Source organism: Kamptonema sp. PCC 6506 (genome assembly GCF_000180455.1).
In the GTDB taxonomy this organism is placed as follows: domain Bacteria; phylum Cyanobacteriota; class Cyanobacteriia; order Cyanobacteriales; family Microcoleaceae; genus Kamptonema; species Kamptonema formosum.
Genome location: NZ_CACA01000314.1, coordinates 1 through 25,345, shown reverse-complemented (window position 1 = coordinate 25,345; position 25,345 = coordinate 1). Strand labels below are relative to the sequence as shown.

The following is a 25,345-nucleotide window of genomic DNA, read 5'->3' as shown; positions in this document are numbered from 1 at the left end:
CAAGCTATAAATCCTCCATACAACGTTAAAATCTCCAGATAACAATGACTCAAACCCTCAATATCCAACACTTGCCACTTTAAAATCTAAAATTATTGCGGCCTTCTTCCTTAGCGCGGTACAAAGCACCATCCGCCTTTTTCATCAAAATATCGCTATCATCGCCATCCTCTGGATAGATAGCAATCCCGATACTAGAACCGATCGCAACTTTATTTCCTTCCAAATCAAATTCACCCTGCAAAACCTCCAAAATTCTCTGCGCGATCGCCGCCGCATCTTTAGCACGAGAAATATTGGGCAACAAAATGATAAACTCGTCCCCACCCCACCTAGCAATAGTGTCCCCTTCCCGCAGACAGCTACTCAACCGCTTCACCACAGCCTGCAACAGGCGATCGCCAATCGCGTGCCCCAAAGTATCATTAACAATCTTAAAATGGTCTAAATCCAAAAACATCAAAGCAAATAGGCTGCCCCGGCGGTGAGCATTCTGCAAAGCTAAATTCAACTTTTCCCCCAAAAGAGTACGATTGGGCAAACCCGTCAGGCGATCGTGTAGTGCTTCATGGCGGATCGTTTCCTCCATCTTCTGTCGCTGAAGCGCCCCGCCAATACTCTCCCCAATCACCATTAAAATTGAAATTTCACCCTCCGACCAGCGGCGGTGGGAATCATTACCATCGTCAAACCCCAAATAGCCCCAAAGTTGCCTCTCAACTCGAATCGGCAAGATCAGCCGTGACAGCAAACCCTCTCCCTCTAAGACTTCCCGCTCTTCTTTTGGGAAAGACTCAATAAAATCTGTAATTGCATGAGTCGCTTCTAAAATGCTTTGCCACTGTGTCAGACCAAAGCTATTGGGAGTTAAATTTTGGCGATCGGGCGGGTTAATGCTAGCCTCAATCGATGCCATCACCCATTCAAACCGCAAACTCAAGGCCGCTTCTTCCGTCTCTGGGTGGGGGTGAGTCTCATAAATATAGACGCGATCGACACCTGTCACCACCCCTAAAGTCCCTAGCGCTTTAATAATCGCCGCTTTATGATCTGCATCTGTCAATAAATGGTGCATAGCAGTCGCCACACCTTGCAGCAAGGTTTCTTGCTTGTGAAGTTCTGCTTCCGTTTCCTTACGCTTAGTAATATCTTCTACAGTGCCTTCGTAACCAGCAATCTGACCCCTCTCGTCCCTAATGGCGCGAGCACTCTCAGAAATCCAGATGGTAGTACCATCTTGGCGATAAACTTGAGACTCAAAACCAGAAATGACATCTTGCTTCTGGAGCAAGCGTTTGAACTCATCGCGGCGGTTGGGGTTAACATAAAGTTGCCTGCCGATGTCCGTAATGCCAGTCATCAATTCGTCAGGGGATTTGTAGCCGTAAATCCGGGCAAGCATGGGGTTGACGGTTTGATAGCGCCCTTCGGCCGATGTTTGGTAGATACCAGCAACGGCGTTTTCAAAGATATTGCGGTATTTCTTATGATGAATGACCACTCCCAACTGTACGCCAACGGCTGAAAGTAGGGAAATTTGTTTATTTTCTAAACGGGGTTCAAACATGAAGAAAACAAGTACCGCGATCAATTTGCCGCTGGCAAGGATGGGAATGCTTAGTCCAGCTTGAAAACCCGCAATGGCGGCGATATCTGGGTCAAGAAGGCTATCAACTGGTTGCGGTAAGTCGGGGGGCATCCATTTGAGCGGTTGCAGCGACCAGATTTGCCCTAAGTTACTGCTGGCGGAAAATTTCTGTTGTTTTCTGATGCTGCGGAATGAGTCTAAATTTTGAGAAGTGCTGTAGTAGGCGGGGGTACATTCTATGAAGGCGGGATCGGCACTGGGAACCCAAGCTTCGGCGTAATTCCAGTTTGTGACTTGGCAGATTTTTTGTAGGGCAATGGTGAGAGCTGAATCGAAGTCTTGAGCTTCGGCTACACTTAAGGTGATGGTTTGCAAAAGGTGGGCTACTGCTCTGTTCCTTTGTCGCTCAGTGATGTCGTGGCAAATGCCGAGTATTTTGGTGATTTTCCCAGCGACGAAGATGGGGGAGAGGTCGATCAGCACTAGCTGAGAGCCTGTTTCTGTTTCTAATGGCTGTTGGTAAGAACGGGATTGCTGTTGTTGGAGGCAGATTGTGAGGTTTTGCTCGGTGGTACGGGCGATCGCATCTGGTAAGCACTCGCCGATCGGTTTGGAGGCTACGTCGATGTCTGCGATCGCGTACATTTGTAAGTAGATGTGGTTAGCACAGACGAAATGGAATTCTCCTTGAATTGGCTCTACTATAAAAATGCCCTCGGAGCTGTGTTTGAAGATGGCTGACAATATGGCTTCCTGTTGGCAAGCTGAATTCTCTTCACCGACGGGAGTGCTGTTTGGTTCTCTCAAGTTCCAGCAAAGCATTTTTATTTTTACCCTGTTATTTGGAAGCGGAGCTTTTCTTTACTTACTAAGTTAGGATAAAATTTACTCCTTAGCAGCAGCTAAGATCACATATTTTCAGGTCTTGGTAAGAGTCGCTGGGGGCTGGGGAGCAGCGGATGGGGAGGATCGCAGAGGGTGTGAGCATGGTATTTTGAATAATTAACTACATCCAGCGGGTTTTGAAGCGAGGCATAATTGCGATCGCAGGGGGTAACAACTGGTAAGAATGTAAGCACAGATCGTGCGATCGCAGCATCAGACCATGCTGGAATATTGATGAGTTCGGAATTAAGAAGCCACAATAGGCTGTAAATAAAACTAACTCAAATTGATTCTTACCACCAAGAAAACCCACCCATAAAAGTTGAGGGTGTGACCGAAATAAGAGGAGATAATTAAATCAAAAATACCAATAAATGAAAAGCAGACTCAATAATTATTTCTTCCTTTGCCTTCTGCTATTCTAGATAACTAAATTGTTCTCCCCTTCTAGATAACGATGTTAACGTTTAATAACTATATAATGGAGTCAATAATCACTAAAGTTTAAGATATATAAACTTCTGGGAGTGGAACAGATGAAGATTTTGGTATTGGCATGGGAGTTTCCGCCCCGAATTGTGGGTGGGATAGCTCGTCATGTAGCGGAATTGTATCCTGAGTTAGTCAAGTTAGGGCATGAAGTTCACTTGATTACTGTAGAGTTTGGTCAAGCGCCCATGTACGAGGTGGTGGAAGGAGTACGGGTGCATCGAGTACCAGTATGGCCAGCTCATGATTTTTTCCACTGGGTTGTCAACATGAACGAAAGCATGGGACATCATGGCGGGAAACTGATGCTCGAAGAAGGGCCTTTCAATCTAATTCACGCTCATGACTGGCTAGTGGGAGATGCTGCGATCGCCCTAAAGCACACTTTTAAAGTACCCCTGATTACGACTATACACGCAACGGAATATGGACGGCATAACGGTCTTCATGCCAACGAACACCGCTACATCAGCGGTAAGGAAAATGACTTAGCCTACAATGCTTGGCGGGTAATTGTCTGTAGCGAATATATGCGACGGGAAGTAGAACGGGTATTAGCTACTCCTTGGAATAAAATAGAAGTTATTTACAACGGCATTCGTGCTGAGAAAAAACCTCGCTGGAGCGATTTTGACGCTTTAAACTTCCGACGTAAATTTGCTCACGATCACGAAAAAATAGTTTACTATGTTGGTCGAATGACCTACGAAAAGGGTATTTCGGTATTACTGAATGCGGCTCCGATGGTACTATGGGCAACGGGAGGCAATACCAAGTTTATAATTATTGGTGGCGGTCATACGGAACACTTAAAACATCAAGCTTGGGAATTAGGAATTTGGCACAATTGTTTGTTTACGGGATTTATGTTTGAGGAATATCTCGATAAATTTCAAACGGTGGCTGACTGTGCGGTTTTTCCGAGTTTATACGAACCTTTTGGAATTGTAGCGCTAGAAAGTTTTGCAGCGCGAGTACCTGTGGTAGTTTCTGATACGGGGGGACTTCCAGAGGTGGTACAACACACGAAGACGGGGGTGGTTACTCACACTAATAATCCACATTCTTTAGCTTGGGGGATTTTGGAAGTGTTAAAAAATCCTGGCTATGCACAGTGGTTGGTTGACAATGCTTATGAAGATTTGGAACGGCGATTTAGTTGGCCGAAGCTGGCTAAGGAAACTGAATGGGTTTATAAGCGAGTGGTTGAAGAGCGATCGCAAGTAAGCTGGTAATAGAACTAGGGGCTAGGGGCTAGGGGCTAGGGGCTAGGGGAAGAGAGGGGGAGCGGGGGAGCGGGGGAGATGGGGAGCAGGGGAGCAGGGGAGCAGGGGAGCAGGGGAGCGGGGGAGCGGGGGGGAGGGAATTGGATTTTTCTTGACTTTTGAGGCTAATTGTGTATTGATTCCATACGCCTTTTCCTCCTGGTAATTCTTGGGGAAGGACAAGTCCGGGTAAAGGGCTAAGCAATTGATGGTAGCGATCGGCGGCGGCGCGGCGCTGGCTATTCCAGGTGTCGAGATAGCGCAGCTTGATTTGCAGAATCGTTGCTTGTAGAGCATCTAAACGGCTATTTATGCCAACTTCTTGGGAGAGATACCTAGCTGACTGACCGTGTTCTTTGAGCATCCGAACGGTGGCGGCGATCGCGGGGTCATTCGTCGTTACCGCACCCCCATCTCCGCACGCTCCCAAATTTTTCGTTGGAAAGAAACTAAAGCAGCCCACATGACCAATGCTACCGACTTTTTGACCGGCCCATTCGGCCCCTGTAGACTGAGCGCAATCTTCAATTACAGCCAAATCGTGAGCTTGTGCGATCGCCATCAACCGCGTCATATCTACTGGTTGACCAAATAGATGCACCGGCATAATCGCCCGCGTTCTGCTGGTGATAGCAGCTTCCAGCTTATCCAAGTCCAGATTAAACGTCTCGGCTTTAATGTCAACAAAAATCGGCTTTGCGCCCACAGCAGTAATCATCTCAGCCGTAGCGACAAAGGTAAAAGGAGTGGTAATTACCTCGTCTCCGGGCCCAATTTTTAAGGCGCGTAAGGCCAGAAACAGCGCATCAGTACCGGAATTGCAGCCAACGGATTCTGAAACGCCGATATAACCTGCAAAACTTTCTTCAAAACTTGCGACCGCAGGGCCGCCAATGTAACGACCGGAAGCTAGTACGTCTAAAACAGCGACACTTACTTCATCGCCTATTAGGGCGTACTGTCGGCTTAAATCGAGCGGAGGGACGTTGTTCACTCTTCACACCATAAATCTTAACCTTATATAAAAAATACCCTGAAAACCCTGTGACTTTAGTTTAGGGATGAAAGCTGGTTGCAGGAGTTATCCTACCTACTTTATTAGGACTTACGCAGGTCGTCCCAGAAACCGGGTTTTTGAGAGCATCTGTGGATCGGGGCGAAGTATTTTCGTAAAAAACCCGGTTTCTTTGGTTGGGTGCATAAGTCCTGATAATCCTGCTTTGGCGGCTGCGCGATCGCTAAGCCAGTCGGTTTTAACTCACGGCGGGTCAAAGACTATGATGCCCTAAGTTTTTTGATTAAAATATCTTATAATTTTCCTGTCAAACAATTAATTATAGTTGCCTTGATTCCGTTAGATTTCGCAGACTTGGCTTTGGCTTTGGGGATGGTGGCGATCGCGATCGCTCTTTCTGCTTGGCAAAATTTAGGATTAGAGTGGCAATTAGCGATCGCGGCCACCAGAACCGCTATCCAGCTAATTTTGGTAGGCTACGTCCTAGCCGTAGTCTTCGACCCCAATAGCAAAAATCCTTGGCTAGTCTTGGCAATTTTGACAGTAATGCTGACTATTGCCAGCATCGTGGCCAGCAACCGGATTAGCAAGAAAATTCCTCGACTTTTACCTTTAGTTTGGGGTTCCATTTTCCTAAGTGCCACCCTGACATTAAGCTATACCAATTTTATTGTCATTCAGCCTCAAACTTGGTACGAGCCGCAATACTTGATTCCCTTAGCAGGAATTGTACTCGGAAATGCTATGAACGGAGCTGCGATCGCTGGAGAACGCCTAGTTAGTACAGTTAATGCTAGCCAGTTAGAAATTGAAACCCATTTGAGTTTAGGTGCAACACCGCAACAAGCTGTAGCGCAATATCGCAAAGATGCAGTTAAAACTGGATTGATGCCTACTCTCAATACGATGATGGTAATTGGGGTTGTCACTTTACCAGGTACGATTACAGGACAATTGCTTGGGGGTATCCAGCCTCTTGATGCTGCTGCTTACCAGATTTTAATTATGTTTATGGTAGCATTAGCAAATATTGCAACCGCCCTATTAGTCACTCAAGGTCTTTGTCAGCAGTTTTTTAATCGCGAAGCCCAATTGAGGCGATATTAACAGTTACTCCTCTTTTCTTTGAGTCCGCGAAGGCGGACTTTGTTTGTGTAGACGCGATTTCTAATCGCCGGGAAAAGATAATTTTCTTTAAACTGCTTGTGGTTTTACCCCAAACAAATCAGAGGCGATCGCAAAAGTATCATTTGCCAGGATCAAGTGGCGATCGCTATCTCGACTAATACACCCATTTTGCTGTAGCTTACCCAACATTCGCGTGACTGTCACCCGTGTCGTGCAAATAGCATTAGCAAGATCGTGATGCGTCAGCCGTATATTTAACCGACTCCCGCCAGCTACAGGTTGACCAAATTCTTGTTTCAGCAACAGCAATAACTGATATAGTCTATCTTCTACTCGCCGCTGTCCTGCGATCGCTAAAATCGCCTCCATTTGCCGCAATCTTCGCACTATTTGAGGCATCAAAGCGTGACATAGTTGAGGCGATGCTTCTACTTCTACCATAGAATAACAGATCGAGTAAGTATCTGATATCGCCGTCGCCCGATAAGTCTGCAAGGAAGTTAACCAAAGACCAAAGCACATTGAAGGCCCCACCCAACCTAAAAGTCCCTCTTCCCCCGTTGGATAAAGTGTACTTAGCTGCACTAAACCCTGACAGACTTGCCAAATCCCTTGGGAGACTAGAGGAATCTCTTCACCTTTGGGATAAAAATGCAGGGTGCGATCTAGATCTGTGCGATTTCTGTTTACTTCTAAAACTGCTTTGGAAGTTGGAGGCATACCTAATTAATTCCAGGTAAACAATACTGGTTGGAGATATATCTCTTCAACTTTATATTATGAAGGTAAAGGATTCGTAATCATTAGGTTAGGGATAAGATAAGGTTTTCATAAGTACGCACCCAACCAAAGAAACCGGGTTTCGACTTTCGCTCAACCAGCAGTTTTTTGACAAAAATACTTCGTCCTTATCCACAGACGCTCTCAAAAACCCCGTGTCTGGGACTCGATGCGTAAGTCCTATAGATGCTAGATACAAGCAATATAGGGAGCAATATAACTCTGTCCACGTTGAATATAATAGGGTGAAAAGAGTTCTTCATAGTCTTGCTTGACAAGTTCCATTGCTGCTTCCATTCTCGCACGACCCAACACTATAAATTGGGCAGTGGAAGAGGCATAGTATTTTAGTTCTGCGCCAGTAACATTATTTTTAAAAGCATCAAGATAAAGTTGACGACTTTCTTCTAGAAATTTCTTAACTTCCGGCTTGAAACTGATTATCCCCTTGCTAGGAAAATGCAATTCTTTTTTTTTAATAAATCCCATTACCATTTTCATACATTTGCGTGTCTGCTCTACCGATAAACTTTGCTCGTCTTGTCTGCGAAATCCCCATTGAGTACAGCCATTTGTGACTTCGAGTACCCGTAATTCTGCAATTTTATCCAAGTCCTCTTGACTCAACCACGAGAGCCGATCGACCTCTTCTTCAATTAGCTGCTGAAAATTTGTAAAATCTTCTTCAAAATATTCTTTTAGCTCTTTTATTTGAGCGAGTTGGTTCCAGTCTACCTTAAAGGGAATCATACTCTTTCTCTCCACTATTAGCAACTTTCATTATGCCAATTTTATCTGATTTATGCAAAGGGAAGTAAAACAGGACTTAAGCATAATTGTCTGTAGCGCCGCCATCCCTGCGGAAATACCGCTCTTGTTGGCGGCGTTACGTGAGAAGTGTATCAGTCCTAATTAATGCTTGAGATTGCTGAGCGACCCTCCCAATGGCAGAATGGGTAATTACAGCCTTTATATAAAAAGTGAGTTATACAAAATTATATTTTGTTTTCCAACAGTTCTAGCGATCGCCACATCCCAAATGAGAATATTTGACAATAAATCCTTAACCCTTTACAATTACTAAAGCTTGCATCTTAGGAAAATTTATCAACAAGGTCGGTATGTCGAATCACCCTGTCATAGGGAAAGCAGAACGTTGGAGTCGTCGCCAACTGCTACAACTCGGACTAGCGGGTGCTGGGGTAGCCAGTAGTGCGATCGCATTTCAAAACCTCACCCACAAAACCACGCCTGTAAGAGTCCCGCCACTCCCCACCGATACCGCAACCGGCACCAATCTTAATCCGATGGACATTGTGCGGAACTTTGACTATGGCACAGTCAAGCGAGAAAATGGTCGCACGGTGCGGGAATTTCGCATGGAAGCTAATAATTCCACGATTGAGCTTAACAGTGCTGTAACTTTCAACACCTGGAACGTAAATAATCGCGTACCGGGGCCGACATTAAGAGCAACTCAAGGCGATCGCATCCGCGTCATTTTCTCCAACAAAGCAGGACATTCCCATTCACTGCACTTTCATGGTATCCATCCTACAGCAATGGATGGAGTTAAACCAGTGCGACACGGTTCCGCATTTATTTATGAATTTGATGCCGAACCCTATGGCGTTCATCTATATCATTGTCATATTGCCCCCGTCACTCGCCATATTGGTAAAGGATTATATGGAATGTTCATAATTGACCCTCCAAAACCTCGCCCTCCAGCAGATGAATTAATCTTAATCATGGGAGGATATGACGTAAATGACGATCAAACCAATGAACTTTACGCTTTTAACGGTATACCCAATTATTACATGAGAAACCCAATTCCCATTTATAAAAACCAGCTAGTGCGGCTTTACGTACTGAATATGATCGAGTACAATTCAGCAGTAACTTTCCACCTGCACGCTAACTTTTTTAAAGTGTATCGAACCGGAATGACATTAACACCCAGTGAAGAAACGGACGTAATTACAATGGGTGTGGCTGAGCGCCACATTTTAGAATTTGCTTATCCCTATGCGGGTAAATATATGTTTCATCCTCATCAAGATGCGATCGCCGAAGCTGGTTGCATGGGTTTATTTGAAGTAATTAGCTAAAGCACAACAGCAAAAAACCAAAGAAAATCTTAAATTAGTTCAAAGATTTTTCATTAAGTTGATAATAGATTATCTAACTATTGCAAAATTTTATCAAAAAGGTAGAATAGCAAATAGCACAATTTAACAAATTTTGAGACTGCCATGATACCAGCATTTCGTTCCTTGCCCATAGCCACCGCTACCGCTACTCTCCTCGCTTTCACAGGCTGTAGCCAAGCGCCAACAGCCAGCAACACTGCAACACCTTCACCAGCCAATACCTCTAGCGCTACAGAAGCAAGCAGCCACAGCATGAATCACAGTGGCAAGCCCCAGATTAACATCAACTCAGCAATTCTCTCGGAATTAGACAAATTAGAAGCAAAATTAGGGATTCCGGCACTTTCTAACAAAATTCAGGCAAGTCGTCCTTACGGTAGCACAGAGGAATTAGTTTCAAAAAAAGTCATAAATCAAGAGCAATTTGACCAAATAAAAGACATGGTGACAATTGAAGATATAGTTCTTACAGGCGTTGCCAAAGATATCGACTACATGACCAAATTAGGTTTAATGAAAGGTCATCTTTTAGTAGCCAAAGAACTCTTAGAGCAAGGCAAACCAGATCAGGCAGAACCTCACATTGGTCATCCAGTCGAAGAAATTTATGCCGATGTCGAAGATCAGCTCAACGAGCGCAAAGTTCCAGAATTTAAGAACACTCTAATTAAATTACAGGATTTAGTCAAAGCAGGCGCTAAAGATACCAACAAAGTGAATGCTGAATTTCAAACATCAATGCAGGCAGTTGATGGAGCCATCGCAGCTTTACCAGCTCAGCAGCGTAAAGACTCCAAATTTGTGCTGCCAGTAATTAACGGCTTGCTGGATACTGCCAACTCCGAATATGGAGCATCAATTGCCAATAACAAGATTGCCGCAGTCATCGAATATCAAGACTCGCGAGGATTTATCGCCTATGCTGAAACTCTCTACCAAGATATAAAAGAACAAGTTGCCAAAGATAGCCCCAAAACCGATAAAGCAATTGTCGCCACTATGGGAGAATTGAAGAAAGCTTGGCCGACTGTAATCGCGCCTTCTACCCCTGTTAAAACTACTGATGAAGTGACTCAACTAATCAAGAATATTGAGAAAGATAGCCAAGATTTTCTCAAGCAATCTTAAAGTATAGAGACAATTAAACGTAGGGTGGGCGCAAGCCGACAACCATCTATAGCTATAAGTTACAAACTTTTTGGCGGCTTGCGCCCACCTTACAAGTTATTAGTTGTTAGTAGAAAACATAATCAAAAACAATTAATCAAAAAACAAAAACAGCTAGCACCAACCACCAACCAACCATTAACAACCAACCACTCACCACTATCCACTAACCAAAAATGAACTTTAGCGAAGTATTACCAACATTTGTAATTACCTTGCGGGAAGGTGTCGAAGCCGCCCTAGTCGTAGGAATTGTACTAGCTTGCCTCAAAAAATCCGATCAAAGTCATCTCAATTTTTGGGTTTATGCAGGTGTGGTAGTTGGGCTGATTGCCAGCGCTTTAGTAGGTGTATTATTCGGTTGGATAGTTCAAGCATTTTCAAAATCAGACCAGCCCTACGCACCAATAATGGAACCCCTGTTAGAAGCTGTATTTAGCATTGTGGCAATCGCAATGTTAAGCTGGATGCTTATTTGGATGACCAGGCACTCGCGATCTATGAAAGCTGAAGTTGAGGGGGCTGTGACTGCCACATTAAAACAAAGTTATGGTGCAGGTTGGGGCGTATTTAGCTTAATTTTGATCGCCGTCTTGCGTGAAGGATTTGAAACCGTTTTATTCATCGCGGCCAAATTTCAGCAAGGCTTAATGCCAACTTTGGGCGCTATCGCTGGCTTGACTGTTGCGGCGGGAATTGGCGTACTTTTGTTTAAATGGGGCGTGAAAGTTAATATCCGCTTATTCTTTAAATATATGGGCATTCTATTGCTCTTAATAGTAGCGGGTTTAGTAGTATCAACTTTGGGACTTTTTGATATTGTAGTTAATACCTTAGCTCAGATGAATCGCCAATCAGCAGACCTTTGTTTTTATTACGAACGTTTTGCAAAAGTTCATTCTTGCATATTAGGCCCCATAGTTTGGAATACTACTAAAATATTACCTGAAGAGCAGTTTCCTGGGTTAGCCCTAAAAGCGCTATTTGGATATACTGATAGACTTTATTTAGTGCAAGCTGTTAGTTATCTTCTATTTTTAGCTACCATCGGCCTGATTTATTTTCAAAGTTTAGGCGGTAAAGTATTTTTTCCAGTTAGAAATAGTCAGTCTGCTATAGTAGAAGACAGAATGGAGAAAGCAGAAGGTAGAAAGTCTTAACTATAAGAACTTATGTAACGCCGCCCTCCGGGGGGTTAATTACCGCGCGGAGGGCGGCGCTACGGGTAGATTATGTCTGCATACTTCTTAACAGTCATAGGACTTACCCAAAAAACCCGGTTTCTGACCAAGATCGTCGCTTTTTTCGAGAAAAATTGACGCAGAAACCGGGTTTTTGACAGGCGTAAGTCCTGAGTCAATTATTAACCATTACCGTGATCGAAAATATCTTTGAATTGCAGCAAATCTAAACTGACAATGACTGGTAAACACTGAAAACATTCTTGCGCCAGTTGCCAACGATCTTCTCGTTGTAGCATAGTAATTAACTTCTCTCTAGCACTTATTAAATAGCGCACATCATTAGCTGCGTAACGCAGTTGCTTTTCAGAAAGATTAGCCGCATTTCCCCAGTCCGAACTTTGGGCAGTTTTATCAAGTTCTACCTGTTCTAATTCCTGCACTAAATCTTTAAGACCATGTTTGCCAGTGTAGGTTCTAGCAAGTTTACTAGCAATTTTAGAGCAGAAAACTGGTGCAACATGAATATCTAAATGATATTTCAGAGTTGCCATGTCAAAGCGTGCGAAGTGAAAAATCTTGACAATATTGCTGGCTTCCATTAACTTTTTCAAGTTAGGCGCTTCTCTTTGACCTTTGGCAATTCGGACTACAGTTACGATACCTTCTGCGTCGCACAACTGAACTAAACACAAGCGATCGCGCCAAGGTAATAACCCCATTGTTTCCGTGTCAGCAGCAATTGCCTCTGCTGTCAAATAGTGGGACAATAGGGTATCGGGGAGGTCGCGATCGCAAACGTTAAAATCTGTCATTGGTAATTGGTAATTGGTACTTGGTAATTGGTAATTGGTAATTGTTAACTGTTAACTGTTAACTGTTAACTGGTGATTTGCCTTCTTCCTTCTTCCTTCTTCCTTCTTCCTTCGCCTATAACAGACAGGCGGCGGGAAAAGCTAGATATTCCAGAAAAAATAGCTTCCAAATAAATTGATAAAACTGCGCGATCGCAGCTTTATCCTGCAAATCTACTTTCATACTCCAAAACCACATTAAACCTAGTGCGGCTATATGAGTAATTCCCAGAAATAGCGAGTTAATATCTTTCAGCCATAAAGCGCCAGCAATTGTCATCCCCATATAACAAAAGGTTAGCACCCACCGAGACAAGTTGAAAACAGCTTGTTTACCTAATTGGAGGGTAAAAGTTGTAATGTTATATTGGCGATCGCCTTCCATATCGGGAACATCTTTGAAAATCGCGATCGCGAAGGTAAACACCAACACAAATAGCGTTAAAGCTAAAACTTCTGAGGGAAGGAAGAAGGAAGAAGGAAGAAGGAAGAAGGAAGAAGGAAGAAAAAAGAAGGTATAATTTTTATTCCCCAATTCTAATACCCATTGAAAATGTAAAAATAACCCTAAGTTAACGATTGCACCGCGAACAGTAAAAATGCAAATTGCTGCCCAAAATGGAAAACGCTTTAACCGGATCGGAGGCAAAGAATAAGCCGTTCCTATGGCCAAACTGATGCCAACTGTCGCTAATAAAAAAGGCCCTTGAAACACAGAACAAAGGACTGCAATTACCCCAGCAATTGCTACAATTATTTGAGCCTGTTTCTGCGAAAACTCTCCCGCAGCTAAAGGCAAATGAGGCTTATTAATTTGGTCAATCTCAACGTCTTCGAGTTGGTTGAGTCCGACAATATAAACATTACCCCCAATACAGGCAATCCACGCTCCCAATATCGCAACTAAATGAGAACTAGAAAAACCCGCAGGAGACTTCGCCAAGGCAATTAAATACAGTCCCAGTATGCTGAGGGTAGTACCGACGATTGTATGAGGACGAGAAAATTTCCAAAAAGAGTACCAAGGTGCAGTAGACTGCACGGCAGGGGTGTGAGAGGGTAGAGTTGGGTGTGAGTCAGACTTTTGCTCAAAAGTTTGTTTCATAATTTACCGCAATATAAAGATCGAAGTTAATTTTAATCCAATTCAGGTTATACCATATTTTGTACCATTATCAATCAAGAATTTCATTGCTGGGTGGGGGCGGGTTTTTTAATCTTTACTGCTTTCTTTAAAGCTGTTGGCGAACCCGCCCCTACAGTTTTTTGAGAAGGAAGAAAGAGATGAGAGATAATTAACAACCAACAACTAAGTAGAAGGAAGGAGGAAGAAGGAAGAAGGAAGAAGGAAAATCACCAGTTAACGGTTAACAGTTAACAGTTAACAATTACCAATTACCAATTACCAATTACCAAATCTACTTGTCTAAACAGCGATTCTAAGGTAGTTGAGTTATCCAAAATAACATCAGCTTGTTGACACTTTTCTACTAAAAGCATCTGGCTGTTAATTAGAGTTTGAGCGCGATCTAAGTTAATCCGATCGCGTTCAACCAAGCGTTCGAGTTGCTGAGAACGCGGACAATACACGACCCAAATTTCTGTAACCAAGTCAGTCATGTTAGCTTCAAAGAGGAGAGGTACAGCTAATACAATTCTTAAGGGGCGAATGCTTTGGCGATTTTGCCCAGAAATACCGATTTTTATTTCCTGTAAGAGGCGATCGCGCACGTAAGGATGAATCTGCTTTTCCAACCAACGCAACTCTTCTGAGTTGTTAAAAACAATATTACCTAGCGATCGCCGATTGAGGCTACCATCGGCAAGCAATACTTCACTCCCAAAGCGTTCTACTATTCGGGCTAAAATAGGTGTTTCTGGCAGCACAGCTTCACGGGCATAGATATCCGCATCCAAAATTGGCAATTGATAAGCATTAGCCAGATAATTAGATACAGTGGTTTTCCCAGTAGCGATGCCGCCAGTTAGACCAATCAGGCGTACTTCCTCGCCGATCCCAGTTTCTTTTTTTTCGACAATCATTGCCAATCTTTGGTATGTTAGTGTTAGGATCGCATTTAGATTTTCGATTTGGGGCTGGCAGTGGAAACAAAGGATATTAGGGTGTTACCAGTTGTCTGCAATAGGAATTAGGCATACTTTGGGGTAACGCCACCGGGAGGGCAGTACAAACACCGCCTAGAAAAGGGTGTAGCGTTACTGATGCTTAAGTCCCGTTTTAATCTCTAAATCTCAAATCTCAATCCTATGATAGAGGTCAAGACCGAGGCAAAACCCTATGAAACCTCAACGTGCTATACGGTCGGTTCTCGCAGCACTTCCCCTTGCTGGAATTTGGATATTGGATTTCTCCCCTTACTCGTTTTCCAGGCCAGAGAACTCGGCATTATTGGTAATTTTCCCACAATCTCTATCAGCCGTTGCCCAGCAACTTGTCCCAGCCCCTGATGGTACTGGTACTGTAGTCGCCCCCAATGGCAACCGCTACGATATTAAAGGTGGTACTGTGTCGGGAGATGGCGCGAATCTCTTCCATAGTTTTACTCGGTTTGGTTTAGACTCCGGTCAAGCTGCCAATTTTTTGACTAATCCTGCCATTCGCAACATTTTAACTCGTGTGGTTGGCGGTGATGCTTCTGTAATTAATGGTCTGATCTCTGTCACGGGCGGTAATTCCAATTTATACATTATGAATCCCGCCGGGATTATTTTTGGTGCTAATGCCAGATTGGACGTACCGGGGTCATTTATGGCGACTACTGCCAATGGGATTGGCTTTGATAACCGCTGGTTTAATGCTACAGGAATTAATGACTACACGGCATTAATTGGCACTCCCAATACTTTTAGTTTGGGGCAGGAAGCAGGGGCAATTGTCAATGCAGGTGAATTGACAGTTGGAGAAGGACAAAATTTAACATTGCTAGGCGATACGGTAATTAATACTGGAAAATTATCGGCACCAGGGGGACAAATTACTATTGCTGCCATCCCTGGAGAAAATGTGGTGCGTATCACTCAAGCAGGTCATTTACTGCAATTGGAAATAGCCGGAAATCAGCCAGGAATAGAAGCTAGAAATCCGGGATCTTCGTCACAAATTACACCCCTTTCTTTGCCTAGATTACTGACAGGTAGCACGAACAGAGATGCTACTGGTTTAGCTGTGAATTCTGAGGGTCAAATTGTGCTGACTGCTTCCGGGCAAACTATACCCTCAGCGGCCGGGACTGCAATAGCATCAGGTTCCTTGAATGTTTCCTCTGAAACTATGGGAGGAACAGTTAATGTTTTAGGCACGCGAGTCGGGTTATTAGGAGCAAATATTGACGCTTCCGGCTGGTTTGGTGGGGGAAATGTGCGGATTGGGGGAGATTTTCGGGGGATGGGAACAGTCCCGAATGCGACTGCTACTTATATCGATCGCAATACTGCGATCGCAGCAGATGCGATCTCAACTGGTAACGGCGGCCGCGTCATCGTCTGGGCAGACGCTACAGCAGGCTTTTTCGGTCGCATCACCGCACGAGGAGGTGCGGGGGGATTTGTCGAAGTTTCGGGTAAAGAAAATCTGATTTTCGATGGAAGTGTTGATACTAGGGGGATGAGTGGTGCGGGTACTTTGTTACTTGACCCGACTAATATCAACATTGTGGATGGAGAACAGGGTGCAGATGATAGCGCGATCGCACAAGGTAGTATTTTTGCGGAAGACTCGACTGCTACTACTAATTTTACAATCTCCAGAAAAGCTCTAGAAAATCTCTCCGCCACCGCTGATGTAGTATTGGAGGCAACTAACAACATCACTATAGCCCCCCTCGCTTCAGGTGAGTTGAAGCTTAACGCAAGTACGGGTTCAGTTACTTTTACGGCTGACTCCGATCGCGACGCGGTGGGGTCATTTTCCATGAGTCCTAGCGACACGATTAGCACTGAGGGGGGAAGAATATCGATTTCTGGAACTGCGATCGCGGTCGGTAATATCATTACCAATGGTGGGGATATTACCCTCGCCAGCAGCATCGGACAAATCAATGCAGGTACTCTTTCATCTTCTAATTTATCTGCTGCCGGTGGCAATATTACTCTCACTAGCGGCGGCAATATTGCGATCGCTTCCCTGTTATCTACAGGTAAAACGACGGGCGGAGATATTAGTTTAGACAGCAACGCCACAATTCGAGTAGAGGATTTGTCTGCATCTGGGAATACGGGTGGGAATGTGACGGCCAGTGCCTTTGGCAATCTTGAGGTGGGTAACGTTACTACGGAAGGTAATAGTAAAGGTGGAGATATTAACCTTACCAGTCGAACCAGTTCAATTATAGCAGGAAGCGGGAGAGCCGGGGAGCAGGGGAGCGGGGGAGCAGGGGAGAATGCCCAGTTAACAACTAACAATCAACAACTAACAACTAACAATCAACAACTAACAACTAACAGTCAACAACCAACAACTAACAGTTACCAAATTGTTGTCGGAGAGAATTGGTAATGATTTCGCTGACAAGTTGATTTCCTTGGATGCTCAGATGAATATTGTCTCGATACAAGGTGGTTGGGTGCTGAACTGATTTAAAAATAGGAAGAAAATCTAGGTAAAGTATTTGCTCGGTTTGAGTAAATTCGGTAAGGCGGGTTCTGGCTTTAATTTCGTAATCACGGGGGTGGCGATCGCTAATTTCCCGCACTAAGGGAGTCATCGCTAGGATAAACTGGGCGTTAACAGAGGTAACTATTGTCTTGATTTGACGAATCGCTTCTATGTTGTAACCGACGATATCTCCTCTTTCCTTTTGGGGTAGCTCTAATTCGGGAAGGGGTAGGGATGGCAACAGGTAGCGGGTCAATACTTCTACTATGGCAGAAGGGGGTTTGCGGTTTGGGTAGTTGCGATCGCGTCCCACCACCCAAGAACTAGGAGCTTTAGCAAACAAATCATCTGTATTGATCAGCAATATTACTGCGATCGCCCCAAAATGACCAAATTTCTCTAAATAAGCTAACTCATTTCGCGGCCCCCAAGAATTAGCGGAAGCATTGAGCACTTCGACCTTAGACTGGGGAATGGAGGATGGGGAGGATGAGGAAGGTAGGGAGGATAGGGAAGAGAAAGATTTAACTTCCTCATCTCCCCCATCTCCCCCATCTCCCTCATCTCCCCCATCTCCCCCATCTCCCCCATCTCCCCCATCTCCCTCATCTCCCTTTCCTTGGGCTAAAAGTTGTGCCATCATTTCTGAGATAGTATGTAAGCGATCTGTCCACCAACCGCCATTAGCGATCGAATCTCCCAGCAGTAAAATCCGGCGAGTTGACACCGCAGGTATTGGCGTTATTGGAGGGTTACGCATGGAATGCTGGTTAATTTCAATCCGATTGCCAAATCGCCTGACACTCTGGTTAGGGGCTAACAGATAACCGCAGTCGGAATCTGCAATGTAAATCAGGGGATTGCCAAAGCCAAAGAACACCCGGAGACTTACTTCTACTACCACTAGCAATGATGCGGCGATCGCTAAAATAATCAGAGAAACTTTCACCAATAGCTTTAAGGAAGAAGAACTACAGGTATAAATCAGATTTTAGAGCGTTTTAGGCGAAGTTATGAATAAGGATACCGCAAGCGAGGGCGGCGTTACGGATACCTTTAAGGCATTCCTGGCGACCTTCTGATCGAACAAAGCCCCTCTGATTTCCTCAGAGGGGCTTTAATTTAGATAAACTAGGTTACTAGAGAGAACTCTCAGACTCTAATATTGAATCGGGACTTAAACGCAGCGATTAATCTGACCGAGGCCCCCGATTGAAAAAGTAAGGCTAGTTCAGCCTAAACTAAACGCCTGTGGACTGGAAGGAGCCGACTCCCCAGAATGAAGCAGGAAGCCAACATTAAGTCTGAGTCGTCAGATTTGAGTAAGTTTGGTGGAACGAATATTCGGAGCGAAATCTCCAAAGAATCCTACCCTCTCAAGGGGTGGGAGTGTCAAAAATTGGTGGTTTCAGGTAAACCAGTGGACTTAAAACAAATATTCAAAACACCAAACCCGATTATTGGCGTTGTACATTTGCAACCCCTTCCCACTTCTGTGCGTTGGGGCGGCAATCTCAAAGCTATTATCGGGAGAGCTGAGCAAGAGGCGACAGCGCTGGCTTCTGGTGGCGTAAACGGTATTATAGTCGAGAATTTTTTCGACGCTCCTTTTGCCAAAGACGAGGTAGATCCGGCTGTGGTGAGCGCTATGACGCTAGTTGTACAGCGGCTAATGAACTTGGTGACGCTGCCGATCGGAGTTAATGTTTTGCGGAATGATGGTAAGAGTGCAATGGCGATCGCCTCCTGTACTCAAGCCCACTTCATCCGCGTCAACGTTCTCAACGGTGTCATGGCTTGCGACCAAGGATTAATCGAAGGCCAAGCTCACCAACTGCTACGCTATCGCCGAGAATTGGGGAGCGATGTCAAAATATTAGCAGATGTTTTGGTCAAGCATGGTCGGCCCTTGGGTAGCCCCAATCTGACCACAGCCGTGCAAGAGACCATAGAACGCGCTTTAGCCGATGCAGTGATTATCTCTGGTTGGACTACTGGTAGTCCTCCCAATTTAGAGGATCTGGAATTGGCAACCGCAGCGGCGGCAGGGACACCAGTTTTCATCGGTAGCGGTGCTAATTGGGAAAATATCCCCAGCTTGATCTGTGCTGTTGATGGCGTAATTGTCTCTAGTTCCTTGAAGCGACACGGCAGGATCGAACAACCAATAGATCCCATTCGCGTCAGTCAGTTTGTGGAGGCGACACGGCGCAGCCTTAATGCCAAAGCTCAACAAAGAACTGGAGAATGGGGAGTAGAGACTGGGAACTCCCAATCTCCGATCGCTAATTCTCAAATCTAAAATCTAAACTCTAAATACGAGAAATGGTTCGCCGACGTTCAACCCCCTGGATTCACCGCTGGTCTAGAATTATCATTGCCGCGATCGCAGCTATCGGCGTTCTAGAAACTGCCTATCTGACGATCGCGAAATTAACTGGAAATTCTGTCCTTTGTCCGACTAGCGGTTGTGAAAAAGTGCTCAACAGCCCCTATGCCACTGTAGGTGGCATATTACCCTTGAGTTTGTTGGGTTTTGCTGCTTATCTCAGCATGGCCGCACTGGCAGTGGTTCCACTCGTCGTTAATTCTGAAACAGATAAAGGACTCCGCTCTAAATTAGAAAGCTCGACTTGGCTGGTAATCTTTGTATTAGCCACTGCCATGCCGATTTTTAGCGGCTACTTGATGTATTTAATGATTTTTCAGATCGGGGACTTATGCGTTTACTGCGTTAGTTCGGCTATACTCTCGATCTCTCTGTTTCTAGTGACTTTACTGGGCCACGAGTGGGAAGATGTCGGGCAACTCTTGTTTACGGGGACTATAGTAGCGATGGTCACGACGATCGGTGCCTTGGGTCTTTACAACAGCCACAGCGTAGAGACCTCCTCGTCTAACTCCGCCCCCGGCATTGCTGCCCCTGCTGTTACTACCGTTTCGGGAACGGCAGAAATCGCTTTAGCCCGCCATCTCAAGCAGATAGGTGCTAAAGAATATGGCGCTTACTGGTGTCCTCATTGTCACGAACAGAAAGAACTGTTTGGCAACCAGGCGGCAAGTATTCTGGATTACGTAGAATGCGATCCCAAGGGTAAAAACTCCCGGACTCAACTGTGCGAAGCAGCAAAAATTCAAGGTTTCCCGACTTGGGAAATCAACGGCAAGTTATATGCAGGTACGCAAAGTTTGGAGAAGCTGGCTGAGGTATCGGGTTACACAGGGCCTACCAATTTCCGAAGTTCACCCCCTAGATAATCTATAGAGAGGGGCTAGGGGCTAGGGGCTAGGGGCTAGGGGCTAGGGGCTAGGGAAGAGGGAGGAAGAAAGAGGGAAGGAGAATTATAGCGATCGCTAATACCAATTCTCCAAATTATTGACACAAGTTGTATTGTTGAGTTAACTTCAGAAGATAGACCTACTACCACTCCTGCTGCATAACTTTTTGAGAGAATTGGTATTACAAGAGCCTCATAACTTCTGCTTTCTTCCTTATAACTCCTGCTTTCTTCCTCATAACTTCTGCTTTTTGCCTCATAACTTCTGGCTCCTGCCTCCTGCCTCCTGCCTTCTGCCTCTGCATAAGAAGAAAAACTCTCCCTGATTTTGACAAATAAAGGTTAATTCCCAAAAACAGCCAGAGGTGCGATCGCGCCTCTGGCTGTTTTGTTTGTGGATAGGTTATCTTAAGAATTACCCGATAACTTTTAGCCCCATCTCCCTTCTCCCCGATCCCTTCGCCCTGGTTCCTGGTGGTTCCTGGTTCCTTGTTTCTTCTTTTTTTTCCTTCTACTTAGATGTTCAAGCGGCTCAGCAAAGCTTCAAATAATACGCGGGGAACCCTAAAAAAGTGGTGTAGAGAACGGCGAGTATTCATTACTGCTGCAACTGTTGCTAGTACAGTTATTCTCCTACGTTCCTTCGCACTTTTGCAGTTCTCAGAATTGGCGGCTATCGATCAGTTTTTTCGCTGGCGGCCCCTAGAACCAATTGATGAAAGAATTGTAATTGTGGCAATTAATGAAGCCGATTTACAAAAATTCGGCTACCCCATCCCCGATGGTGTGATGGCACAGTTATTACAAAAATTATACGCTGGTCAACCGCAAGCGATCGGTCTAGATATCTATCGAGACTTGACGGTAGAACCAGGCTATGAAAAATTGGTGCAAGCTTTTGAAACTATCCCTAACTTGATTGGGATTGAGAAAAGTCAGGATGAAAATAACTTGGGAGTACGCCCCCCTAGCGTTCTCAGTCAACGGAATCAGGTAGGTTTAAATAATGTTGTTGTTGATGCCGACGGCAAAATACGCAGAGCTTTACTTTATTCGTGGCCGGAAGGTGAAAAAACTCGCGAAAGTTTTGCGCTGAAATTAGCTTTAATTTACCTGAAAACTGAAGGTATTACCCCTCAGCCAGCAACGAGCAATCCTAAGTATTTACAATTGGGTGAGGGTGTTTTTGAGCGGTTTGAATCTAATCATGGGCCTTACATTCGAGCTGAAAGTCGAGGTTATCAAATTTTAGGGAATCTTCGCGGCCCTGTTGGTAGTTTTCGCAGCGTGTCGATGGCAGAGGTTATGTCTGGGAAGATGCCACCCGATTTTGTGCGATCGCGTATTGTTTTAATCGGTTCGACTGCAACTAGCCTCAAAGATTTTCAGCAAACTTCCTACAGCGGTGGTTTATTGGATTCGCCTAAACCTGTACCAGGAGTTGAACTTCAGGCTAATTTTTTGAGTCAGATTTTGAGTGCGGCCTTGGAAGGGAGAACGGGTTTTAAAGTCTGGTCAGACTGGGCTGAATGGCTGTGGATTTGGGGTTGGTCTTGGGTGGGAGCTTTTGTAAGCTGGAAGTTGCGATCGCCTCAACTATCGCTGCTGTTCCTTTTAGGAGTGAGTGTTGGTCTCACTACCAGTCTGTATTTGGCTTTCTTAGGGGGTTGGTGGTTGCCGTTAATTCCGCCTTTAATGGCGATCGCAGGGTCTGCTGCGGTTATAGTTGGCTATCTGGCTCACTTACAGGAAGAATTCAAACGCTCGAAAGAATTTTTGCAGACTGTAATTAATACAATTCCCGATCCAATTTTTGTTACTGATATCAACCACCGTCGGATCGTTTTGAATCAAGCTTATTGCCGCTTAATCGGTCAGCCACTAGAAATGTTAATCAGCAAGACTGATTATGATTTATTTCCTAAGCATGAAGCTGACATCTTTTGGCATCAAGATAATTTAGTGTTTGCTACGCAGCTAGAGTATGAAAATGAGGAAGAATTTACTGATGCTAGTGGCACTACACATTTAATTGCTACGAAAAGATCGCTGCACAAAGATGCTGCGGGTAATTTATTTTTAGTCGGTGCGATCAGAGATATTACTGAACGCAAGCGTATGGAAGAAGAACTGAAGCAAAAAAATGCTGAACTCCTACTTTCGGAAGATCGCTTGCGCTATCAAGCCTATCATGACGATCTTACTGGTTTGCCGAATCGCCAATTGTTTCACGAAAGTTTGAGTGTGTCTATAAAACAAGCTTCTGTTAAAGATCAATTAGTTGCTTTACTATTTTTGGATCTGGATGGATTTAAGTTAATTAATGATTCTCTCGGACACGATGTTGGAGATCTACTTTTAAAAGGGGTTGCGGAAAGGTTGAAAGGATGTTTGCGGGGTAGCGATACGATCTCGCGCTTAGGAGGTGATGAGTTTACTGTGATTTTACCCGGAATTCCGGGAAAACCGGACGCGGCAAGAGTAGCTGAAAAAATTCTGGATGCTATTACTCAAGTTTTCTTACTTGACGGAAATTCAATTGCGGTAACTACGAGTATTGGTATTAGTTTGTACCCCTTGGATGGTCAAGATAAGGAAACTTTGATTAAGAATGCGGATGCGGCTATGTATCGTGCTAAGGAACTTGGGAAAAACCGATTTGAGTTTTCTTGAATCAGACTTAGGATTTACTAGATTCTTCTTCTTTGTTCCTTTGCCTATAATTCAGGAGCACGGCCGAATAAACCTGTCATCAGTCGCAATGCTAATAGTTTGACTAGGGGAATTGTTCGTAAACTCCATAAACAAAAGCGGCGAAAAGCAATAATTGGAAGCCAAGTATTAGAGAAGAGGCGGTCTAGAAAATCGGTAAATCCTAAAACTACTAAGTTTTCTTTTTTTCGCCAACTTTCGTAACGTTTTAATACTTGTAAATTGCCGATGTCTTCACCTCGATCGCTTGCCGATCGCAAGATTTGTGCGATCGCGGCCGCATCCCGAATCCCCATATTTAAACCTTGTCCGCCGACGGGATGGCAGCAGTGGGCGGCATCGCCAATTAATGCTAATCTGGGTAAGGCGTAGCGATCGCTCTGCATGAGCTGAACGGGAAATAGGTAGCGATCGCTAATTAATTCTAAACGTCCCAAAAGTCTGCCAGTTCGCTGTTCTAATAAAGCTAGAAACTCTTGTTTATCTAGTTCTTGCAAGGCTTTTGCTTCGGCGTGGGGTGCAGTCCAAACAATCTGATAGCGGTTTCCAGGGAGTGGCAATACCCCCATCGGGCCACTGGGCCAAAAACGCTCAAAGGCGATATCATTGTGAGGTTTTTCTGTTTTAATGGTGATGGCAATGCAAGACTGCCAATATTTCCAGCCTTGAGTTGTAATTTTAGCTTGAGTGCGGATGTGCGATCGCGAACCATCGGCGGCGACTAATAACCGCGTGCGGATAGTCTGAGTTTCGCCGTTGATTTTTACTTCGACTTCGGCGCGATCGCTATAATATTGAACCTGTAAAACTTCAGCCGGACAAATCCAAGTAAAATTAGGACATTTTGCTAAGCATTCTTGCAAAGCAGTCAGCAATACGCCATGTTCCCCCACATAACCGAGTGCTGTTTTGGGTACAGGCATTTTACCTGTATTTCCCAAGTCTTCTCGATAGAATTGAACTATCCCTGGATAGTCGCCATCGCAGAGGTTAATCTGTTGAAAGGTGGTAATTTGTGGCAATATTTCCTGCCAAACACCAATACCTTCTAAAATCATTCCCGACATCAGAGAAAGTGCATAAGCTTGTCTTCTACTTGCTGCTACAGATGGCGTTTGAGTCTCAATTATTGTTACTTTTAAGCCGGAATCTTTTAAGGCACAAGCTAAAGTTGCCCCGACAATGCCGCCGCCTGCGATCGCGATATCAAAATCAAATTCTGGTTTTGGTTGGGGTGTTTCTGATGTGGAAATTGTTTGCGAAAGTTGATCTACTGGCATTGTTATTTAATTACTAATTGTTAACACTTAACTGTTAATTGCTAATTGTAAAAGTTACAACTTGTAGTTACAACTTGTAGGGTGGGTGCTGCCCTAATCTAGATGATAAACATAAAAAATATAGCATTGGCAGTGCCCATATTACTACTGGCGAGACAAATTAGCAGCGCCCACTTACTAAACCATAGTCATTGACATCAGTTCATCAGTCATTTCAAAGTTAGCTGTAACGCTTTGTACATCATCCAAATCTTCCAGTGCATCCATTAATTTTAGCAGAGATCGCGCCTTGTCTGGATTATCCACTTCTACTGAATTGCTAGGAATCCAGCGAGTTTCTGATTGCATCACTACAAACCCCCTTTTTTTCAATACCTTACTCAGGTTTTCTAAGTTCGATACTTCAGTAAATACCTCCGCACCTTCAGTATCTTCATCTATTGATATCAACTCATAATATTCTGCTTCCCCCTCTAATGATGCTTCCAATAAGTCATCTTCATTAATGGGGCCAAACACCGTACAAACACCTTTTTGATCGAACATCCAACCTACACAACCAGTTTCACCTAAATTGCCACCATTCTTAGTAAAAGCTTCTCGCAAATCAGCCGCCGTGCGGTTACGATTATCTGTAAGTGCTTCAATTAAAATAGCGACACCACCAACACCGTAGCCTTCATAACGAATGGATTCTAATTCTGAAGTCGGCCCCAGTTTACCTGCACCTTTGGCAATTGCGCGTTCAATATTCTCACTAGGAATTGCCGCCGCCTTAGCCTTATCAATTGCCGTCCGCAGTTGAAAATTACCAGCGGGATCTGGTACGCCACTACGGGCCGCAACGATAATTTCGCGGGATATTTTAGCAAAAATTTTACCTTTTACGGCATCTACTCTAGCTTTTTGGCGTTTAATATTCGCCCATTTACTATGTCCAGCCATATCGATA

The 25,345-nt window shown here is 44.5% G+C and carries 20 protein-coding genes; 9 read left to right on the top strand and 11 right to left on the bottom strand.

Going from position 1 to position 25,345, the window contains the following annotated elements; all coding sequences use genetic code 11:
• Positions 1 to 79: 79 nt before the first annotated feature.
• Positions 80 to 2,410 carry a diguanylate cyclase domain-containing protein gene (locus tag OSCI_RS19830; protein WP_007356896.1) on the bottom strand — a complete coding sequence of 777 codons (2,331 nt, stop codon included), beginning with the start codon at positions 2,408 to 2,410 and terminating at the stop codon, positions 80 to 82.
• A gap of 86 nt (positions 2,411 to 2,496) precedes the next feature.
• The gene (locus OSCI_RS30220; protein ID WP_148288847.1) at positions 2,497 to 2,733 is read right to left on the bottom strand and encodes a hypothetical protein; all 237 of its coding nucleotides are present in this window, start codon (positions 2,731 to 2,733) and stop codon (positions 2,497 to 2,499) included.
• Between the two features lie 276 nt (positions 2,734 to 3,009).
• On the opposite strand from OSCI_RS30220, the gene OSCI_RS19825 reads away from it, so the two are divergent.
• On the top strand, positions 3,010 to 4,197 hold the full coding sequence (locus tag OSCI_RS19825; protein ID WP_007356895.1) for a glycosyltransferase family 4 protein: 1,188 nt from the start codon (positions 3,010 to 3,012) through the stop codon (positions 4,195 to 4,197).
• Positions 4,198 to 4,216: 19 nt separating this feature from the next.
• Here the strand turns inward: OSCI_RS19825 and OSCI_RS19820 are convergent, their stop codons facing one another.
• Positions 4,217 to 5,221: a DegT/DnrJ/EryC1/StrS family aminotransferase gene (locus tag OSCI_RS19820; RefSeq protein ID WP_007356894.1), complete on the bottom strand. Its 1,005-nt coding sequence runs from the start codon at positions 5,219 to 5,221 to the stop codon at positions 4,217 to 4,219.
• Between the two features lie 300 nt (positions 5,222 to 5,521).
• Here OSCI_RS19820 and OSCI_RS19815 point away from each other — a divergent pair, with 300 nt between their 5' ends.
• On the top strand, positions 5,522 to 6,349 hold the full coding sequence (locus OSCI_RS19815) for an ABC transporter permease (protein ID WP_007356893.1): 828 nt from the start codon (positions 5,522 to 5,524) through the stop codon (positions 6,347 to 6,349).
• An 87-nt stretch (positions 6,350 to 6,436) separates the two neighbouring features.
• On the opposite strand, the gene OSCI_RS19810 is transcribed toward OSCI_RS19815, so the two are convergent.
• Together OSCI_RS19810 and OSCI_RS19805 are read right to left on the bottom strand one after the other, a co-directional pair.
• Positions 6,437 to 7,090, bottom strand: a complete 654-nt coding sequence (locus OSCI_RS19810; protein WP_007356892.1) for a Crp/Fnr family transcriptional regulator — start codon at positions 7,088 to 7,090, stop codon at positions 6,437 to 6,439.
• Positions 7,091 to 7,339: 249 nt separating this feature from the next.
• Positions 7,340 to 7,900, bottom strand: coding sequence for a hypothetical protein (locus OSCI_RS19805; RefSeq protein WP_007356891.1), 561 nt, complete (start codon positions 7,898 to 7,900; stop codon positions 7,340 to 7,342).
• A gap of 371 nt (positions 7,901 to 8,271) precedes the next feature.
• Here OSCI_RS19805 and OSCI_RS19800 point away from each other — a divergent pair, with 371 nt between their 5' ends.
• The 3 genes from OSCI_RS19800 (at position 8,272) to OSCI_RS19785 (ending at position 11,633) form a co-directional block, all read left to right on the top strand.
• On the top strand, positions 8,272 to 9,264 hold the full coding sequence (locus tag OSCI_RS19800; RefSeq protein WP_007356890.1) for a multicopper oxidase domain-containing protein: 993 nt from the start codon (positions 8,272 to 8,274) through the stop codon (positions 9,262 to 9,264).
• Positions 9,265 to 9,408: 144 nt separating this feature from the next.
• Entirely contained in the window at positions 9,409 to 10,434 is a 1,026-nt protein-coding gene (locus OSCI_RS19790) for a ComEA family DNA-binding protein (protein ID WP_007356888.1), read from the top strand.
• 215 nt (positions 10,435 to 10,649) lie between these two features.
• Positions 10,650 to 11,633, top strand: coding sequence for an FTR1 family iron permease (locus tag OSCI_RS19785; RefSeq protein ID WP_007356886.1), 984 nt, complete (start codon positions 10,650 to 10,652; stop codon positions 11,631 to 11,633).
• A gap of 203 nt (positions 11,634 to 11,836) precedes the next feature.
• Here OSCI_RS19785 and OSCI_RS19780 read toward each other — a convergent pair whose 3' ends face one another.
• The 3 genes from OSCI_RS19780 to coaE form a co-directional block, all read right to left on the bottom strand.
• Positions 11,837 to 12,469: a ribonuclease H-like domain-containing protein gene (locus tag OSCI_RS19780; protein WP_007356885.1), complete on the bottom strand. Its 633-nt coding sequence runs from the start codon at positions 12,467 to 12,469 to the stop codon at positions 11,837 to 11,839.
• Positions 12,470 to 12,584: 115 nt separating this feature from the next.
• The gene (locus OSCI_RS19775; protein WP_007356884.1) at positions 12,585 to 13,613 is read right to left on the bottom strand and encodes a homogentisate phytyltransferase; all 1,029 of its coding nucleotides are present in this window, start codon (positions 13,611 to 13,613) and stop codon (positions 12,585 to 12,587) included.
• Positions 13,614 to 13,903: 290 nt separating this feature from the next.
• Positions 13,904 to 14,551 carry a dephospho-CoA kinase gene (coaE, locus tag OSCI_RS19770; RefSeq protein WP_007356883.1) on the bottom strand — a complete coding sequence of 216 codons (648 nt, stop codon included), beginning with the start codon at positions 14,549 to 14,551 and terminating at the stop codon, positions 13,904 to 13,906.
• Positions 14,552 to 14,807: 256 nt separating this feature from the next.
• Here coaE and OSCI_RS19765 point away from each other — a divergent pair, with 256 nt between their 5' ends.
• Positions 14,808 to 17,024: a filamentous hemagglutinin N-terminal domain-containing protein gene (locus OSCI_RS19765; RefSeq protein WP_007356882.1), complete on the top strand. Its 2,217-nt coding sequence runs from the start codon at positions 14,808 to 14,810 to the stop codon at positions 17,022 to 17,024.
• Here the strand turns inward: OSCI_RS19765 and OSCI_RS19760 are convergent.
• Positions 16,987 to 18,072 (bottom strand): hypothetical protein, encoded by a 1,086-nt coding sequence (locus tag OSCI_RS19760; RefSeq protein ID WP_007356881.1) that lies wholly within the window; start codon positions 18,070 to 18,072, stop codon positions 16,987 to 16,989. The two genes, OSCI_RS19765 and OSCI_RS19760, sit on opposite strands and share 38 nt — an antisense overlap.
• Positions 18,073 to 18,543: 471 nt before the next feature.
• Between OSCI_RS19760 and btpA the strand changes: the two genes are divergently transcribed.
• From btpA to OSCI_RS19745, 3 genes are all read left to right on the top strand, one after another.
• Complete coding sequence (gene btpA, locus OSCI_RS19755; RefSeq protein ID WP_039962636.1) at positions 18,544 to 19,425, top strand: photosystem I biogenesis protein BtpA; 882 nt, start codon at positions 18,544 to 18,546, stop codon at positions 19,423 to 19,425.
• A 23-nt stretch (positions 19,426 to 19,448) separates the two neighbouring features.
• Positions 19,449 to 20,381, top strand: coding sequence for a vitamin K epoxide reductase family protein (locus OSCI_RS19750; protein WP_007356879.1), 933 nt, complete (start codon positions 19,449 to 19,451; stop codon positions 20,379 to 20,381).
• 539 nt (positions 20,382 to 20,920) lie between these two features.
• Complete coding sequence (locus OSCI_RS19745) at positions 20,921 to 23,074, top strand: CHASE2 domain-containing protein (protein ID WP_007356878.1); 2,154 nt, start codon at positions 20,921 to 20,923, stop codon at positions 23,072 to 23,074.
• Between the two features lie 44 nt (positions 23,075 to 23,118).
• On the opposite strand, the gene OSCI_RS19740 is transcribed toward OSCI_RS19745, so the two are convergent.
• Together OSCI_RS19740 and OSCI_RS19735 are read right to left on the bottom strand one after the other, a co-directional pair.
• Positions 23,119 to 24,393 carry an FAD-dependent hydroxylase gene (locus tag OSCI_RS19740; protein WP_007356877.1) on the bottom strand — a complete coding sequence of 425 codons (1,275 nt, stop codon included), beginning with the start codon at positions 24,391 to 24,393 and terminating at the stop codon, positions 23,119 to 23,121.
• A gap of 177 nt (positions 24,394 to 24,570) precedes the next feature.
• Positions 24,571 to 25,338 (bottom strand): YebC/PmpR family DNA-binding transcriptional regulator, encoded by a 768-nt coding sequence (locus OSCI_RS19735; RefSeq protein WP_007356876.1) that lies wholly within the window; start codon positions 25,336 to 25,338, stop codon positions 24,571 to 24,573.
• Positions 25,339 to 25,345 lie beyond the last annotated feature (7 nt).

What these genes read in the sequence shown, in the direction of transcription:
- OSCI_RS19800 (WP_007356890.1), top strand. Translation starts at nt 8,272, where the DNA reads ATGTCGAATCACCCTGTCATAGGGAAAGCAGAACGTTGGAGTCGTCGC.
- OSCI_RS19735 (WP_007356876.1), bottom strand. Translation starts at nt 25,338, where the DNA reads ATGGCTGGACATAGTAAATGGGCGAATATTAAACGCCAAAAAGCTAGA.
- OSCI_RS19805 (WP_007356891.1), bottom strand. Translation starts at nt 7,900, where the DNA reads ATGATTCCCTTTAAGGTAGACTGGAACCAACTCGCTCAAATAAAAGAG.
- coaE (WP_007356883.1), bottom strand. Translation starts at nt 14,551, where the DNA reads ATGATTGTCGAAAAAAAAGAAACTGGGATCGGCGAGGAAGTACGCCTG.
- OSCI_RS19775 (WP_007356884.1), bottom strand. Translation starts at nt 13,613, where the DNA reads ATGAAACAAACTTTTGAGCAAAAGTCTGACTCACACCCAACTCTACCC.
- OSCI_RS19745 (WP_007356878.1), top strand. Translation starts at nt 20,921, where the DNA reads ATGTTCAAGCGGCTCAGCAAAGCTTCAAATAATACGCGGGGAACCCTA.
- OSCI_RS19790 (WP_007356888.1), top strand. Translation starts at nt 9,409, where the DNA reads ATGATACCAGCATTTCGTTCCTTGCCCATAGCCACCGCTACCGCTACT.
- OSCI_RS19785 (WP_007356886.1), top strand. Translation starts at nt 10,650, where the DNA reads ATGAACTTTAGCGAAGTATTACCAACATTTGTAATTACCTTGCGGGAA.
- OSCI_RS19810 (WP_007356892.1), bottom strand. Translation starts at nt 7,090, where the DNA reads ATGCCTCCAACTTCCAAAGCAGTTTTAGAAGTAAACAGAAATCGCACA.
- OSCI_RS19825 (WP_007356895.1), top strand. Translation starts at nt 3,010, where the DNA reads ATGAAGATTTTGGTATTGGCATGGGAGTTTCCGCCCCGAATTGTGGGT.
- OSCI_RS19765 (WP_007356882.1), top strand. Translation starts at nt 14,808, where the DNA reads ATGAAACCTCAACGTGCTATACGGTCGGTTCTCGCAGCACTTCCCCTT.
- OSCI_RS19780 (WP_007356885.1), bottom strand. Translation starts at nt 12,469, where the DNA reads ATGACAGATTTTAACGTTTGCGATCGCGACCTCCCCGATACCCTATTG.
- OSCI_RS19740 (WP_007356877.1), bottom strand. Translation starts at nt 24,393, where the DNA reads ATGCCAGTAGATCAACTTTCGCAAACAATTTCCACATCAGAAACACCC.
- OSCI_RS19830 (WP_007356896.1), bottom strand. Translation starts at nt 2,410, where the DNA reads ATGCTTTGCTGGAACTTGAGAGAACCAAACAGCACTCCCGTCGGTGAA.
- OSCI_RS19750 (WP_007356879.1), top strand. Translation starts at nt 19,449, where the DNA reads ATGGTTCGCCGACGTTCAACCCCCTGGATTCACCGCTGGTCTAGAATT.